Below are 14,475 nucleotides of genomic sequence, written 5' to 3'. Positions count from 1 at the left end.
AGCCCCGTGCCAGATTGTATACAAAATCTCTATCCTGTGATTATCCAAATTTTCCAGTGTCTTAGATTGGTTTATACGTAGAGCACCATCAACGAGGTTCCTTGCCTTATTTTTAAGCGCATGGCATCGTTTGGGCATGAATGCCCAAGTATGCAGCAGAACAGGCCCCACCGGATCGACCATGGACAGCCCCGCAAAGCCCGCCACCGGCCCCCTGCGCCGCGAAACGCTGCATCACTCCGCGGTGGCGGAGCTGCGGGCGATGATCCTGGAGGGGGAACTGCCGCCTGGCCGCCGCGTGCCGGAGATGGAGCTGTGCGAGCAGCTGGGCGTTTCCCGCACGCCGTTGCGCGAGGCGCTGCGCGTGCTGGCGGCCGAAGGGCTGGTGGAGTTGCGGCCCCACCGCGGCGCCGTGGTGACGCCCATCGATCCCAGGGAGATCGCGGCGATCTTCGAGGTGATGGAGGCGCTGGAGAGCCTCGCCGGCCGGCTTGCCTGCGCCAACGGCTCGGCCGAGGCGTTCGCGGAGTTGGACCGGCTGCACGCCGATCTCGTCGCCCAGTTCGAGACGGGGGAGCGTGCCGCCTATTCCGCCACCAACCGCCGCATCCATGGCTGGATCGTCGCCATGGCCGGCAATCCGGTGCTGGAGGCGACCTACCGCGGCTTCGCCGCCCAGCTCAACCGGGCGCGCTCGCTGGCGAATTACGATGCCGGCCGCTGGCAGGATTCGCTGGCGGAGCATGAGGCGGTGATGGACGCCCTGCGCCGCCGCGATGCCGCCGCTGCAGCCGCCCTGCTGGCCGACCACAGCCGCCGCACCGCCGATGCTGTCCTGCGCAGCCTGCGGCAGGATGGGAGCGAGGGCGGTCTCAGCACGGTCCGGTGATCAGGATCGCGCGGAAATCATTGACGTTGGTCAGGGTCGGGCCGGTGACGATGCCGTCGCCCAGCCTTTCGAAAAAGCCGTGCCCGTCGTTGGCGGCAAGGCTCTCCTTCGGCCGGAGCCCAAGGGCCCAGGCCCGCGCGAGGCTGTCGGGGCCGAGAGTGGCGCCGGCGATCTCCTCCACCCCGTCGACGCCGTCGGTGTCGCCGGCCAGCGCATGCACCCCGGGACAGCCGTCCAGTGCCACGCCCAGCGACAGCAGGAACTCCACATTGCGCCCGCCGCGGCCGGCACCGCGCACCGTCACCGTGGTTTCGCCGCCGGACAACAGCACGCAGGGCGCGGTGAAGGGCTGTCCTCGACGCGCCACCTGCAGGGCGATGCCGGCCATCGCCTTGCCGACGTCCCTCGCCTCCCCCTCGATGGCGTCGCCCAGGATATGGACGGGAAAGCCGGCCTCGCGCGCCACCGCCGCGGCGGCTTCCAGCGCCATCTGCGGGGTGGCGACGATGCGCGTCTCGGCACGGGCCAGCCGCGGGTCGCCGGGCTTGATGCTCTCGCCGCGGCCGCTTTCCAGCGCCTCAAGCACCGCCGCCGGAACCGCGATGCCGTAGCGCCGGATGATCGCCAGCGCGTCGGCGCAAGTCGTGGGATCGGCCACCGTCGGGCCGGAGGCGATGTCCATCGGATTGTCGCCCGGCACGTCGGAGATCAGCAGCGTGAGCACCCGCGCCGGGGCGCAGGCGGCGGCCAGCCGTCCGCCCTTCACCGCCGACAGGTGACGGCGCACGCAGTTCATCTCGGAAATCGTGGCGCCGGACGCGAGCAGGGCGCGGTTGACCGCCTGCTTGTCCTCCAGCGTCAGCCCGTCGAGCGGCTGCGTCAGCAGCGCGGAGCCGCCGCCGGAGATCAGGCACAGCACCAGATCGTCCGCCGTCAGGCCGCGCACATGCTCCAGAAGGCGGCGCGTCGCTTCCAGCCCGGCGGCATCGGGCACGGGATGCGCCGCCTCGACGATGCGGATGCGCCGGCAGGGCACGGCATAGCCGTAGCGGGTGATGACGATCCCCGTCAGCGGCCCCGGCCAGTTGTCCTCAACCGCCCGCGCCATGGCGGCGGAGGCCTTGCCGGCGCCGATCACGATCAGCCGCCCCTTCGGCGGCTCCGGCAGATGGGCCGGCAGACACCGCGCGGGCTGGGCTGCGGCGATGGCGGCGTCGAACATCCGCCGCAGGAGGTCGCGCGGATCGGCGGCCATCATGCTGTTCCTCGCTCGGGTCGATGATGGGAAAGGGAGGCGGCCGGTCGGTTTCCGACCACCCCGCCGGGCGTCAGTAGGCGCCCATCACGAGGTTGCTGGGGGAGCCGGCGACGAAGTTCTCGATGTTGTCGATCAACTGGTCGGCCAGCGCCTGCTGCGCCTCGTCCGACGCCCAGCCCAGATGGGGGGTGACGATGACGTTGGGTCGGCCGGCGATGCGCATCAGCGGGCTGCCGGCCGGCGGCGGCTCGGGCAGCGTCACGTCGAAACCGGCGCCGGCGATCAGCCCCTCGTCCAGGGCGGTCACCAGATCCTCCTCGACCACCAGACCGCCGCGCGCGGTGTTGATGATGAGCGGCCGGCGCTTCATCCGGCGAAACTCCGGCATGGCGATCATGCCGCGCGTCTCGGGCGTGAGCGGGCTGTGCAGGGTGATGATGTCGCTGGTCTCCAGCACCACGTCCCACGGCGTGTAGAGCGGGCCGAGGCCGGACTTGCCCTTGTGCGCGGCGAACAGCGGGACCATGCCGAAGGCGCGCGCGATGTCGGCGACCCGCTGGCCCAGCACGCCCTCACCGATGATGCCGAGCCGCGCGCCCTGCAGGTCGTGGATCGGGTGGTTGAAGAAGCAGAACTGGCCTGACTTCTGCCATTCGCCGTCCAGCACGTCCTGGCGGAAGGGCACGATGTTGCGGCGCAGGGCCAGCATCAGGGCGAAGGTGTGTTCCGGCACGGTGTTGATGGCATAGCCGCGGATGTTGCTGACGGCGATGCCGTGCGTCCGGCAATACTCCTTGTCGACGCAATCGGTGCCGGTGGCGGCGACGGCGATCAGCTTCAGCTGCGGCAACCGTTCCAGCAGGTCGGCGGTCAGCTGCACCTTGTTGACGATGGCGATCTCCGCACCGGCCAAGCGGTCCAGCACCTGATCGGGCGAGGTCCGGGCATGTTCCACCAGTTCATGCGGGAAGCCCGGCTTGCGCAGGCGGATCTGCGGGGCGAGGGTGGCGCGGTCGAGGAAGACGATCTTGCGCATAACGAGGTCCTTGGTCACGAAAGGGAATGGCGGCACGGTCAGAGCCGGCGCTTGACCTCGGCCACGATGTGGGCCGCGGTGATGCCGAAGCGTTCGAACAGGGCGTCGACCGGGCCGGAGGCGCCGAAGCCGCTCATGCCGATGAAGCCGCCGGTCTCGCCGACATACTTGTCCCAGCCCAGCCGGACCGCCGCCTCGACGCCGACGCGAACCGTGCCGGTGCCGATCACCTCGGCGCGGTACGCCTCGTCCTGCAGGTCGAACAGTTCCCAGCAGGGCATCGACACCACGGCGGTCGGGATGCCCTCGGCCTGCAGGGTTTTGCGCGCCTCCAGGGCCAGCGCGACCTCCGAACCGGTGGCCATCAGCGTGACCAGACGCCTGCCGCCCTCGGCCTCGGCCAGCACATAGGCGCCGCGGCGCGTCAGGTTCTCCGTGCCGTAAGGCCGGCCGGTCGGGGGCAGCGCCTGCTTGGAGCAGACCAGCATGCTGGGGCCGGTCCTGTGTTCCAGCGCGATCTCCCAGCATTCGGCCGCCTCGACCGCATCGGCCGGACGCATCACCAGGATGTTCGGCATGGCCCGGAAGGACGCGAGGATTTCCACCGGCTGGTGAGTCGGCCCGTTCTTGCCGACCGCCAGGGAATCGTGGCTGAACACATAGATCGCCGGCAAGCCCATCAGCGCCGCCATGCGCAGCGTCGGCCGCTGATAGTCGGAGAAGGCCAGATAGGTGACGCTGACCGGGATGATGCCGCCATGCGCGGCCATGCCGTTGACCATCGCCCCCATCGCATGCTCGCGCACGCCGCAATGGACATAGCTGCCGGCCGGCTCTTCGGGCGTGAAGGCCGTGCGGTTGCGCTTGTGATTGGTCGGCGCCTCCAGGTCGGCGCAGCCGATCATCATTTCCGGCAGCACGTCCGCCAGCAGCGTGGTGATGTCACCGGACGCCTGGATGGAAGGCTGGGCCACCCGCTCGTCGGCCATGCGCTTCTTGTAGGCGAGCAGCGCGTCGCGCCAGCCGTCGGGCAGCCGGCCCTCGATCACGCGGGTGAACTCCGCGCGCTCCTTGTCCGGCAGCGCGGCGACGCGGCGGCGCCAGGCGTCATAGTCATCGCCATGGCGCGCACCGGCGTCGCGCCAAGCCGCCAGCACCTCCTCCGGCACGGTGAAGGAGGGATACGGCCAGCGGAGGTTGGCGCGCGTCGCCTCCAGATCCTCCTTGAACAGGCGTGCGCTGTGGCCGCCGCGCTGGCCTTCCAGGCGCGGGATGCCGCGGGCGATCACCGTGCGGCAGGCGATCATCGACGGGCGCGGGTCCTTCTTGGCCAGGGCGATGGCCGCCGACACCGCCTCGATGTCATGGCCGTCGACCTCCTGCACATGCCAGCCGGCGACGCGGAAGCGGGTAGCCACGTCCTCGCTGATCGACAGCACGGTGCTGCCGTCGTCGGTGATGCTGTTGTCGTCCCAGAAGAAGATCAGCTTGCCCAGCCGCAGATGGCCGGCGAGCTGGATGACCTCCTGCCCGACGCCCTCCTGCAGGCAGCCGTCGCCGACGAAGGCGTAGGTGTGATGGTCCACCAGGGCGGGGCCGTATTTGGCGTTCAGATAGGCTTCGGCGACCGCCATGCCGAAAGCGTTGGCAATGCCCTGCCCCAGCGGGCCGGTGGTGACCTCGATGCCCGCGTCGGGATCATATTCGGGGTGGCCGGCGCAATGCGATCCGAGTTCGCGGAAATTCCTGATCTGGTCGAGGGAGATGCGCTCGTACCCCAGCAGATGGAGCAGGGAATAGAGCAGCATCGATCCATGGCCGTTCGACAGCACGAAGCGGTCGCGGTCCGGCCAGCGCGGATCGGCCGGGTTGCATTTGAAATGCCGGGTGAACAGCGCCGTCGCGATTTCCGCCATGCCCAGCGGCACGCCCTGGTGCCCTTCGGTGGCGCGCTCGATGGCGTCGATGGACAGGAAGCGGATCGCATTCGCCATCAGGCGGGGATCCGCGGCGGCGGGAACGGCGGGAATCATGGGCGCAGGTCTCCTCGTCGCGTCCACCCGGCGGGACGGCGATCGATGCATGACGGAATGGTCAGAAAAGGGAGAGGGCCGGCGGCTGCCCGCCGCCCCCCTGCCCCGCGGTCAACCGTGGATCAGCATGCCGCCGTTGACGTCGATGACGGCGCCGGTGATGTAGCCGGACAGGTCGGAGGCCAGGAACAGGAAGGCGCCGGCCACGTCCTGGACGTTGCCCAGCCGGTTCAGCGGGATGCCGGCCAGGATCTCCACCTTCTTGTCGTCGCTGATCTTGCCGGCATTGATGTCTGTCTGGATCAGGCCGGGCGTCACGCAGTTGACGCGGATGCCGTCCTTGCCCAGCTCGCGCGCCATCGCCTTGGCGAGGCCGAGCACGCCGGCCTTGGCGGCACTGTAATGCGGACCGCCGAGGATGCCGCCGCCGCGCTGCGCCGACACCGACGACATGCAGGCGATGGAGCCCTGACCGCGCTGCTGCATGTGCGGGATCACCGCCTGCGACAGATACAGCACGCCGCGCAGGTTGACGTCGAGGATGCGGTCCCAGCTTTCCGGGTCGATGTCGACGGTCTTGGCCGGCTGGGTGATGCCGGCATTGTTGATGAGGATGTCGATCCGCCCGAAATCGGCGATGACGCGCTCCACCGCGCCCTGGCAGGCGGCGCGGTCGGTGACGTTGCAGGCATAGCCGCGATGCGCCGGGCCGATCAGCGCCGCCGCATCGGCGGCGGCAATGCCGTCCAGATCGAGGATGGCGATTCTGGCGCCCTGTTCGGCGAACATCCTTGCGGTCGCCATGCCGATGCCACGGAGGGAGGCGGCACCGGAGATCACGGCGACCTTGCCGTCGAGGAGCGGACGCAGCTGCATTGTCGTGGGGCCTTTTCTGTTCGAGGAGCCGATCCCCGGCACGGGCGGGGACCGAGAAGGTTCATGAAGACGGTTCGTGGCTGCCGCCCTGCGGAGCGCATCCGGCCACGGTCGCCGCGGCGGCGCTCCCCTGCCCGGACATTGGCGGTTTTACTGTTCGAACCGGAAGGTTGATCTAGGCGGTCCACCAACCCGTTGATCTTTGCCTTGGCGAGTTCTTTCGAACGGCTGCGGCGCGTTGGAAGACTTGCATCATCGCGAACCATCTGGCAAACGCATCATTTGCAACAGGTCATGAACTGGATTCACCTATGGCCGGCCGCCTTCCTCTGACTCAGCTTCGCGCCTTCGAGGCGGCCTGCCGGCTCGGCAGCTTCGCCGCGGCGGCGCAGGAGCTGGCGGTCACCCCCTCCGCGGTCAGCCATGCGATCCGCGAGCTGGAACGCATGCTGGGGACGGTGCTGTTCCAGCGCTCCCCGCGGAAGGTGGAGCCGACGCCGGAAGGACGCACGCTCTTCCAGCATGTCACCCGCGGCTTCGACCAGTTGCAGCGCGGCCTGCAGGAGATCACGACCGCCGGGCCGGCGCGCATCAGGGTCCATTGCGCACCGTCCTTCGCCGCGCAATGGCTGTCGCCGCGGCTTGGCCGCTTCCTGGGGCTTTATCCGGCGGTGGAGCTGAAACTGTCGGCCAGCCCGGACTACCCGCTGTTCCCGTCCGAGGAATACGACCTCTCCATCGTCTATGGGGAGCCGCGCCAGACCGACGTGGTGGCGATCTCGCTGGGACAGGAGACGGTCTGCCCGCTGTGCACGCCGGGCATCGCCTCGCGCGTTACCGCCATCGACGACCTGCTGTCGGTCCCGCTGGTGCGCAGCGACCACAACCGGGTCACCTGGCCGATGTGGTTCGAAGCGAATTCCGCCATAGCCGCCACCCCGGCGGGACCGCGCTTCGACCGCAGCTTCATGGCCATCGCCGCGGCGGTGAACGGGGTTGGCGTCGTTCTGGAATCCACGCGCCTGGCGGAGCGTGAACTGCAGTCCGGCCAGCTGGTGGCACCGCTGGAAGGACGGTCGCAAAGCCTGCGGCACGTCGCGCATTGGATGGTCTGGCCGAAGGGGCCGAACGGAAGCATGCCTTCCGCTGCTTCGTGACCTGGCTCGTCGGGGAGTTGGGCATTCCGTCGGTCGAGTTCGACACGGTGACCGCGGGCTACCGGTCCCCGCCCGGTTGACGCATACGGATGCGATGGTATGTCGCTGGTATGACCACTTCATCGGCGCGCGGGAACGTGGTCTTAAAGGTGGCGGCGGCCGTTCGATGTCCGCCCTTTTCCAACACCTTCTTTGCCGCGGGCGTCCCACGCTTCCCGTCCGCGAGACTGGAACCAGAATGTCAGTATCCGTCCTCGTCGCGAAACCGGCCTCGCCCGTCGAAGCCGGTCAGCCCGTTTCCCACGCTCCGCTCAAGCACGGCAACCCGGCGGTCGTCGGTCTTGCTGGATTCGGGCTGTCGACCCTGCTTCTGCAGTTCCACAATGTCGGCTGGGTCGACATCGGCCCGGTGGTCTGGCTCGGCCTGATCTTCGGCGGGGCGGCGCAGATGATCGCCGGTTTGCAGGAGATGAAGGCCGGCAACAATTTCGGCTACAGCGCCTTCACCTCCTACGGCTGTTTCTGGATTTCGCTGTGCCTGATCCTGATCGGCAACAAGACCGGACTGTTCACGGTCAGCGAGACCGACATCGGCTGGTTCCTGGTTGCCTGGACGCTCTACACCGCGATCATGACCATCGGCGCGATGCGGATCAGCCGGGTGCTGGGGCTGATCTTCATCACGCTGCTGGCCGGCTTCGTCCTTCTGGATCTGGCGCATTTCGCCGATCACGTCTTCACGGTGATCGCCGGCTATGAGCTGATGGTCTGTGCCGGGCTGGCGCTGTACGGCATGGCGCATGCCGTCTTCCTCGACGTCTTCGGCCGCGACGTGCTGCCGATGGGCAAGCCGTTCCTGCGCTGAGCGGCCGGCCCGATCCTCGCCGATGCTTGCACGATCCTCTTGGAAGGCTGTGAGCATCGGCGTCCGGACGCTAGGATGGATGGCTGCGGACCGACCGGAATGGGAGCCTGCCATCCATGTTCAAGCAGACAGAATTCTCGCTGATCCTGGACCGCGTGACCTCCGACCTGGGGGACGGCGTCCATGAAACGCAGATCCCGCGGCTGGCGGTGATCCGCGCCAGCAGCCCGACCGAGCGGCTCCACACCGTCTATGAGCCGTCCGTGTGCATCCTTGCGCATGGGGCGAAGCGGACCATCGCCGGCGACCGCATCCTGGAATACCGGGCCGGACACTACATCGCCGTGTCGCTGGACCTGCCGGTGATCGGACAAGTCGTCCAGGCGACGGCGGACAGCCCCTACCTTTGCCTGCGCCTGACGCTGGACCCGGCGCTGCTGAGCGGCCTGATCCTGGAGGCCGGGTTGCGGCCGCCGCCGCCGCAGGCCGAACAGGGGCTCGGCCTGGCCACCAGCCTCGCCACGCCGGAAATGATCGACGCGGCGGCCCGCATGGCGCGTCTGCTGGAGACGCCGGACGCCATCCCGGTGCTGGCGCCGCTGGTGGAACGCGAACTGCTCTACCGCCTGCTGACCGCCGACCATGGGGCCATGCTGCACCGGATCGCCCTGGGCGAGAGCCGCACCGCCCAGATCGGCCGCGCCGTGAAGTGGATCAAGGATAATTTCCGCGAACCGCTGCGCATCGAGACGGTCGCCGCCAAGGCCAACATGAGCCCGTCGGCCTTCCACCAGCATTTCAAGGAGGTCACGGCGCTCAGCCCCCTCCAATACCAGAAGCAGTTGCGCCTGCAGGAGGCGCGGCGGCTGATCCTGGCCAATCTGGCCGATGCCGCCAGCGCCGGTTTCGCCGTCGGCTATGGCAGCCCGTCGCAGTTCAGCCGCGAATATGCCCGCCTGTTCGGGTTGCCGCCGATCCGCGACGCCGCCCGCCTGCGCTCCTCCATGGCCGGCGAGGATGCCGGCGCCCGGCAGGCCGCGCGGGCCTGAGGGGCTTACCCCGGTTCTGGAGGATCAGGCAATTCTGCCGGACCTCTGGTCTACCGGCCGCGGACCGCCCGCCCCTATTCTCTCCTCATCGGGACCGCAGCAGACAGCCGGTCCAACAGCGAAGAGGGAAGACGGACATGAGCAAGGTCTGGTTCATCACCGGCAGCGCGCGCGGCATCGGGGCGGAGGTTGCGAAGGCGGCGCTGGCCGCCGGCGACCGGGTGGTCGCCACCGGCCGCAAGCTCGACCAGCTGCAGGCGGCCTATGCCGGCTACGACGACCGCGTGCTGACGGTGGCGCTCGACGTCGCCGACGAGGCGCAGTCGGTGGCGGCGGTGCAGGCGGCGGTCGAGCGCTTCGGGCGCATCGACGTGCTGGTCAACAATGCCGGCTTCGGCCATCTCGGCCGCTTCGAGGAGATCGAGGCGGCGGACATCGAACGGCAATTCGCCACCAACGTGTTCGGCCTGTTCCACGTCACCCGCGCCGTCCTGCCGGTGATGCGCCGGCAGCGGTCGGGCCGCATCCTGAACCTGTCCTCCATCGGCGGCGTGCTCGGCTTTGCCGGCGCATCGGTCTACTGCTCGACCAAGTTCGCGGTGGAGGGTTTCTCGGACTCGCTGGCGCTGGAGGTGGCGCCCTTCGGCATCCACGTCACAGTGGTCGAGCCCGGCTTCTTCCGCACCGATTTCCTCGACGGCAGCTCGGTGCGCTACGGCACCAGGGAAATCGCGGATTACGCCGGCCACTCGGCCGAGCAGCGGTCGACCTACGACAGCTACAGCCATAAGCAGCCGGGCGATCCGGCGAAGCTGGCCGCCGCCATGGTCGAGCTTGCCGGCACGCCCGAACCGCCCCGCCATTTCCTGGCCGGCTCTGACGCCGTGGAGATGGCCGGCGGCGCGGTCGAGCAGCGCCGTGCCGAAATCGCCGCTTGGCGGGACCGGTCGGTGGCGACCGATTTCGCAGCCTGACGCCGCATGGACCGGGGGCGGCGATGTCCGCCCCCGACCCTCTGCTTTGGAGGATCAGGCAAACATAACAGTCACGACAGGAGATGCCATCATGCTCTGCATCGGGATCGTCGCCGCGTCGCTCGGCCTGTTACTGCTGATCGGCAGCGACCGCAGCTTTCAGATTCACTCACGCCACGAGCCATACCGCCCCGCCGCCCCCCGCCGCCCGCAGGGGGAGGAGCTGCTGGGGTGAGGATCAGAAAATCACCGCCTCAACACCCAAGCAACGCCGCCACCAGAGCGGAGTCTGGATCGGCCAGATCGTCGATGACGTCGAAGTGATGGCGCCCGTCGGCCAGCCGCAGTTCGGTCGCCGCCCCCAGCCCGCGCCAGATGTTAGCGAGCAGTTCGGTCTGCCGGACGAACTCCGGCCGTTCGGCGGCCCCCGCCCAGCAGGTGATGCGCGTGCCCGGCCGCGGACGCAGGAGGGCCGGGCTTTCCGCCGCGGCCTCCGCCTCGTCCAGGTTCAGCGTGGCGTTCATGCGGGTGTTCAGCAGCGGGCGCAGGTCGTGCACGCCGCTGATGGAAACGACATGCTCCACCCGCTCCCGCACCTCCGGCGGCAAAAGCGCGTCGGCACAGGCGAGGCGGCTTACCAGATGGCCGCCGGCGGAATGGCCGGTCAGGCGCAGCGGTCCCGGTTGGGTCCGCGCAATGGCCGTCACCGCGCTCGCGACCTGCCGGGTGATGCCGGCGATGCGGCTGTCGGGACAGAGCGTGTAGCTCGGCATCGCCACCGCCCAGCCGCGGGCGAGCGTGCCGGCCGCCAGATGCGACCAGCGCCCCTTGTCGAAAGCCATCCAATAGCCGCCATGGACGAACACGACCGTCCCCTTGGCGGCACCGCCGGGACGGAACAGGTCGTAGCGCTCCCGCGCCCCCCGCCATAGGGCAGGTCCAGCTCCGCCCGGCCGGCGGCGGACAGCTCCGCCCTGAAGGCCGCCGCCAGTTCCGCCCAGCGGGCGGGATAGGCGTCGCCGCCGGGGATATAGGCGCCGTTGCTGTAGGCGTCGTCCCAATCGGTAATCGCTTCCAAGCCGCTCACAGCACCGTCCTCACCCGCCAGAGTTCCGGGAACAACTCCACCGCCAGCATGTTGCGCAGGTAGGATACGCCGCCGGTGCCGCCGGTGCCACGCTTGAAGCCGATCACCCGCTCCACCGTCGTCACATGGTTGAAGCGCCAGCGGCGGAAGTAATCCTCGAAATCCACCAGCTTCTCGGCAAGCTCGTAGAGCGGCCAATGGTCTTCGGGAGACTGGTAGACGACCCGCCACGCCTCCGTCACCCCGTCATGGGGCTGGTGGGTCTGCGTCACGTCGCGTTCCAGCACCTCCGCCGGAACGGGGATGCCGTTGCGGGCCAGCAGGCGCAGCGCCTCGTCATACAGGCTGGGGCGGGACAGTTCCTGCTCCAGCATGGCGTGGATTTCCGGCCGGTGGGCGTGGGGACGCAGCATCGCCGGGTTGCGGTTTCCCAGCAGGAACTCGATCTCGCGGTACTGGTAGGACTGGAAGCCGGAGGACTGGCCCAGATCGTCGCGGAAGCGCGTGTATTCGCTGGGCGTCATCGTGCGCAGCACGTCCCAGGCCGAGTTCAGCTGTTCGAAGATGCGGGCGACGCGGGCCAGCATCTTGAAGGCGGGCGACAGCCGGTCCTCGCGGATCGCCTCGCGGGCGGCGCGGATCTCGTAGACCGCCAGCCGCATCCACAGCTCCGACGTCTGGTGCTGGATGATGAACAGCATCTCGTCATGGGCGGCGGAACGCGGGGTCTGCGCCCCCAGGATGCGGTCGAGCTGCAGATAGTCGCCGTAGGACATCCGCCCGTCGAAGGCCATCTGCGCGCCCTCGGCCGCCGGATCGTAAGGCTTGCTGCTGTCGTGTCCGGTCATGTTACGGCGGCCTTCCTGTGGTAGTCGGGGCGGTCCCAGAGCCCGCCGTCCATCACCTGTTTCAGCACGGCGACGGCGCCGCGCACCTCCGCCTCGCCGATGTAGAGCGGGGTGAAGCCGAAGCGCAGGATGTCCGGCGCCCGGAAATCGCCGATCACACCGCGGTCGATCAGCGCCTGCATGACGGCATAGCCCTGGGGATGGCGGAAGGACACCTGGCTGCCGCGCCGCATGCCGTCGCGCGGCGACGCCAGTTCCAGCGCCGGGCATTGCGCCTCCACCAGTTCGATGAACAGGTCGCAGAGCGCGATGGACGCCCGGCGGACATCGGCCATGTCCACCCCGTCCCAGACATCCAGTGCCGCGTCGAGTGCGGCCAGCGCAATCACCGGCGGGGTGCCGACGCGCATCCGCTCCACCCCCTCGCCGGGGCGGTAGTTGGGCGCGAAGGCGAAGGGCGCCTCGTGCCCCATCCAGCCGGACAGGGCCGGTCGCGCCGTCTGGGCATGGCGCGGCGCGACATAGATGAAGGCCGGCGCCCCCGGTCCGCCGTTCAGATACTTGTAGGTGCAGCCGACCGCAAAGTCCGCGCCCGAACCGGCCAGATCGACCGGCAGCGCGCCGGCGGAATGGGCGAGGTCCCATACCGTCACGACGCCCGCTGCATGGGCCTTGGCGGTCAGCGCCGCCATGTCGTGCAGGCGGCCGGTCCGGTAATCGACCTCGGTCAGCATCAGCACGGCGACATCCTCGCCGATCGCCCCCTCCACCTCTTCAGGTGCCAACACCTTGAGGACATGGCCGCGGCCCAGCGTTTCGATCAGCCCTTCCGCCATGTAGAGGTCGGTTGGGAAATTGCCGCTGTCGGACAGGATGACGCGGCGGTCCGGCCGCATCGCCAGGGCCGCGGCCAGCGCCTGATAGACCTTGATCGACAGGGTGTCGCCCACCACCACGCTGCCGGCCGGCGCGCCGATCAGCCGGGCGATGCGGTCGCCGACCACGCGCGGCTGCACCATCCAGCCAGCGCTGTTCCAGCCGCGGATCAGTTGCCCGCCCCATTCGGCGGCCAGGGTGCGGCCCACCCGCTCCTCCACGCCGACCGGCAGCGGCCCCAGCGAGTTGCCGTCCAGATAGATCACGCCATCGGGAATGCGGAAGCGGGCACGGGTCGCCTGGAAATCCGTCATCACTCTGCCTGCTCCCTCGCACCCGCTGCCTGCGGAAAATTGTTAGCATGCGCAACTATTTGCGACTCTGGATATCTCCGCCGCCCCGGACCTGTCCAGCGGAAAATGGACCGCGCCGGGTCGCCGCCACCCTATTGACCCGGACACGCCTATCTGAAAGAAAGTCGTACACTAAACAATTTTGCGGGTTTCCTTCGTGGCCGCGCAGACCGTTCCGTTCCGCCGCTTTTCCACCGGCTTTCTTCCGGAACGTGAGCGTTTCGGTGCATGGCGGGATGCCATGACCTCGGTCTACGAGATCGCCGCGCTCGACGAGGATGCGAGCCGGCGGTTCAGCGGCACGGCCACCAGCGCCCATCTGGGACCGCTGATCGTCGGCACCATGGATGTCGATGCGCTGGCCTACCACCGGTCGCCGGCAAAGATCCGGTCGGACCACATGGACCACTTCATCATCCGCCTGGACCGCTCCGGTGCGGCCGGAAACGGATCGGATGAAATCCTGGTCAAGGACATGGGCCAGCCGCTGGCATTGCCGCCGATGCGGCTGGACGGCGCCTGCATCATCGTTCCGCGCGACGTCATGACCGCCATGCTGCCGCGGGCGGACGCGCTGCACGGCACTCGCCTGGGCGGCATCATGGGGCGGCTGCTGGCCGACCATATGCGGTCGTTGGCCCAGGCGGTGCCGGCGGCGACGGTGGAGGAGGCGCCGCAGATCGTGCGCGTCATCCGCGACATGGTCACCGCCTGTCTGGCGCCCAGCCACGATGCGCTGGTGCAGGCACGGCCGCAGGTCGCCGCCACCCTGCTCATGCAGGCACGGCGCTACATCGACGCCAATCTGACGAACCCGGACCTGTCGCCCGACCGGCTGTGCCTTGCGCTCGGCCTGTCGCGCTCGGCGCTCTACACGCTGTTCGAGCCCCACCATGGCGTCAACCGCTACATACAAGAGCGCCGCCTGCTACGCGTGCGCGAGCATCTGTGCGATCCCGGCGAGCGCCGACGCATCGGAGAAATTGCTTTCGCCTACGGCTTCACCAGCGAGGCGCATTTCAGCCGGGCCTTCCGCCGCGCCTTCGGCTGCTCCCCGTCGGAAATGCGTGCCGGGGCAACGGCCGGGCCGGTGACGGTTGCCGCCTCTAGCGGCGCATCTGGCGGCATCGGCGGCGAGTTTCCGGACTGGCTGCGCCGGCTCCGCGCTTGATTC

At 68.8% G+C, this 14,475-nt stretch carries 13 protein-coding genes and 1 pseudogene; 7 read left to right on the top strand and 7 right to left on the bottom strand.

What is annotated here, in order from left to right; genetic code table 11:
* Positions 1-181: 181 nt before the first annotated feature.
* On the top strand, positions 182-889 hold the full coding sequence (locus AB8P05_RS17415) for a GntR family transcriptional regulator (protein WP_472759538.1): 708 nt from the start codon (positions 182-184) through the stop codon (positions 887-889).
* Here the strand turns inward: AB8P05_RS17415 and AB8P05_RS17410 are convergent.
* The 4 genes from AB8P05_RS17410 to AB8P05_RS17395 form a co-directional block, all read right to left on the bottom strand.
* The gene (locus tag AB8P05_RS17410; RefSeq protein ID WP_472759537.1) at positions 873-2,147 is read right to left on the bottom strand and encodes a glycerate kinase type-2 family protein; all 1,275 of its coding nucleotides are present in this window, start codon (positions 2,145-2,147) and stop codon (positions 873-875) included. The two genes, AB8P05_RS17415 and AB8P05_RS17410, sit on opposite strands and share 17 nt — an antisense overlap.
* A gap of 70 nt (positions 2,148-2,217) precedes the next feature.
* Positions 2,218-3,183 (bottom strand): D-2-hydroxyacid dehydrogenase, encoded by a 966-nt coding sequence (locus AB8P05_RS17405; protein ID WP_472759536.1) that lies wholly within the window; start codon positions 3,181-3,183, stop codon positions 2,218-2,220.
* A 38-nt stretch (positions 3,184-3,221) separates the two neighbouring features.
* The gene (gene tkt / locus AB8P05_RS17400) at positions 3,222-5,216 is read right to left on the bottom strand and encodes a transketolase (protein WP_472759535.1); all 1,995 of its coding nucleotides are present in this window, start codon (positions 5,214-5,216) and stop codon (positions 3,222-3,224) included.
* 111 nt (positions 5,217-5,327) lie between these two features.
* Positions 5,328-6,092, bottom strand: coding sequence for an SDR family NAD(P)-dependent oxidoreductase (locus AB8P05_RS17395; protein WP_472759534.1), 765 nt, complete (start codon positions 6,090-6,092; stop codon positions 5,328-5,330).
* A 311-nt stretch (positions 6,093-6,403) separates the two neighbouring features.
* Between AB8P05_RS17395 and AB8P05_RS17390 the strand changes: the two genes are divergently transcribed.
* The 5 genes from AB8P05_RS17390 to AB8P05_RS17370 all read left to right on the top strand — a co-directional run bounded on the left by AB8P05_RS17390 (position 6,404) and on the right by AB8P05_RS17370 (position 10,372).
* On the top strand, positions 6,404-7,249 hold the full coding sequence (locus tag AB8P05_RS17390; protein WP_472759533.1) for a LysR substrate-binding domain-containing protein: 846 nt from the start codon (positions 6,404-6,406) through the stop codon (positions 7,247-7,249).
* A 238-nt stretch (positions 7,250-7,487) separates the two neighbouring features.
* A complete protein-coding gene (locus tag AB8P05_RS17385; protein ID WP_472759532.1) occupies positions 7,488-8,114 on the top strand; it encodes an acetate uptake transporter in 627 nt (208 codons plus the stop codon).
* Between the two features lie 116 nt (positions 8,115-8,230).
* Positions 8,231-9,163 carry an AraC family transcriptional regulator gene (locus AB8P05_RS17380; protein WP_472759531.1) on the top strand — a complete coding sequence of 311 codons (933 nt, stop codon included), beginning with the start codon at positions 8,231-8,233 and terminating at the stop codon, positions 9,161-9,163.
* 137 nt (positions 9,164-9,300) lie between these two features.
* Complete coding sequence (locus AB8P05_RS17375; RefSeq protein WP_472759530.1) at positions 9,301-10,137, top strand: oxidoreductase; 837 nt, start codon at positions 9,301-9,303, stop codon at positions 10,135-10,137.
* A 91-nt stretch (positions 10,138-10,228) separates the two neighbouring features.
* Positions 10,229-10,372 (top strand): hypothetical protein, encoded by a 144-nt coding sequence (locus AB8P05_RS17370; protein WP_472759529.1) that lies wholly within the window; start codon positions 10,229-10,231, stop codon positions 10,370-10,372.
* 19 nt (positions 10,373-10,391) lie between these two features.
* Here AB8P05_RS17370 and AB8P05_RS17365 read toward each other — a convergent pair.
* From AB8P05_RS17365 to kynU, 3 genes and pseudogenes are all read right to left on the bottom strand, one after another.
* Positions 10,392-11,224: pseudogene (locus tag AB8P05_RS17365) on the bottom strand (alpha/beta hydrolase).
* Entirely contained in the window at positions 11,221-12,072 is an 852-nt protein-coding gene (gene kynA, locus AB8P05_RS17360) for a tryptophan 2,3-dioxygenase (protein WP_472759528.1), read from the bottom strand. The pseudogene AB8P05_RS17365 and the gene kynA overlap by 4 nt, the downstream one beginning before the upstream one ends.
* On the bottom strand, positions 12,069-13,262 hold the full coding sequence (gene kynU, locus AB8P05_RS17355; RefSeq protein ID WP_472759527.1) for a kynureninase: 1,194 nt from the start codon (positions 13,260-13,262) through the stop codon (positions 12,069-12,071). The genes kynA and kynU overlap by 4 nt, the downstream gene beginning before the upstream one ends.
* 280 nt (positions 13,263-13,542) lie before the next feature.
* Between kynU and AB8P05_RS17350 the strand changes: the two genes are divergently transcribed.
* Positions 13,543-14,472 carry a helix-turn-helix domain-containing protein gene (locus AB8P05_RS17350; RefSeq protein WP_472759526.1) on the top strand — a complete coding sequence of 310 codons (930 nt, stop codon included), beginning with the start codon at positions 13,543-13,545 and terminating at the stop codon, positions 14,470-14,472.
* Positions 14,473-14,475 lie beyond the last annotated feature (3 nt).

It is taken from the genome of Azospirillum sp. VT-I1 (assembly GCF_055698305.1).
The sequence above is the reverse complement of the archived record's forward strand: the minus strand, read 5'-3'. Positions and strand labels throughout refer to the sequence as shown.

Excerpts from the sequence above, each read along its gene's own strand:
- AB8P05_RS17415 (WP_472759538.1), top strand. The coding sequence starts at position 182 with ATGGACAGCCCCGCAAAGCCCGCCACCGGCCCCCTGCGCCGCGAAACG.
- AB8P05_RS17410 (WP_472759537.1), bottom strand. The coding sequence starts at position 2,147 with ATGATGGCCGCCGATCCGCGCGACCTCCTGCGGCGGATGTTCGACGCC.
- AB8P05_RS17405 (WP_472759536.1), bottom strand. The coding sequence starts at position 3,183 with ATGCGCAAGATCGTCTTCCTCGACCGCGCCACCCTCGCCCCGCAGATC.
- tkt (WP_472759535.1), bottom strand. The coding sequence starts at position 5,216 with ATGATTCCCGCCGTTCCCGCCGCCGCGGATCCCCGCCTGATGGCGAAT.
- AB8P05_RS17395 (WP_472759534.1), bottom strand. The coding sequence starts at position 6,092 with ATGCAGCTGCGTCCGCTCCTCGACGGCAAGGTCGCCGTGATCTCCGGT.
- AB8P05_RS17390 (WP_472759533.1), top strand. The coding sequence starts at position 6,404 with ATGGCCGGCCGCCTTCCTCTGACTCAGCTTCGCGCCTTCGAGGCGGCC.
- AB8P05_RS17385 (WP_472759532.1), top strand. The coding sequence starts at position 7,488 with ATGTCAGTATCCGTCCTCGTCGCGAAACCGGCCTCGCCCGTCGAAGCC.
- AB8P05_RS17380 (WP_472759531.1), top strand. The coding sequence starts at position 8,231 with ATGTTCAAGCAGACAGAATTCTCGCTGATCCTGGACCGCGTGACCTCC.
- AB8P05_RS17375 (WP_472759530.1), top strand. The coding sequence starts at position 9,301 with ATGAGCAAGGTCTGGTTCATCACCGGCAGCGCGCGCGGCATCGGGGCG.
- AB8P05_RS17370 (WP_472759529.1), top strand. The coding sequence starts at position 10,229 with ATGCTCTGCATCGGGATCGTCGCCGCGTCGCTCGGCCTGTTACTGCTG.
- kynA (WP_472759528.1), bottom strand. The coding sequence starts at position 12,072 with ATGACCGGACACGACAGCAGCAAGCCTTACGATCCGGCGGCCGAGGGC.
- kynU (WP_472759527.1), bottom strand. The coding sequence starts at position 13,262 with ATGACGGATTTCCAGGCGACCCGTGCCCGCTTCCGCATTCCCGATGGC.
- AB8P05_RS17350 (WP_472759526.1), top strand. The coding sequence starts at position 13,543 with ATGACCTCGGTCTACGAGATCGCCGCGCTCGACGAGGATGCGAGCCGG.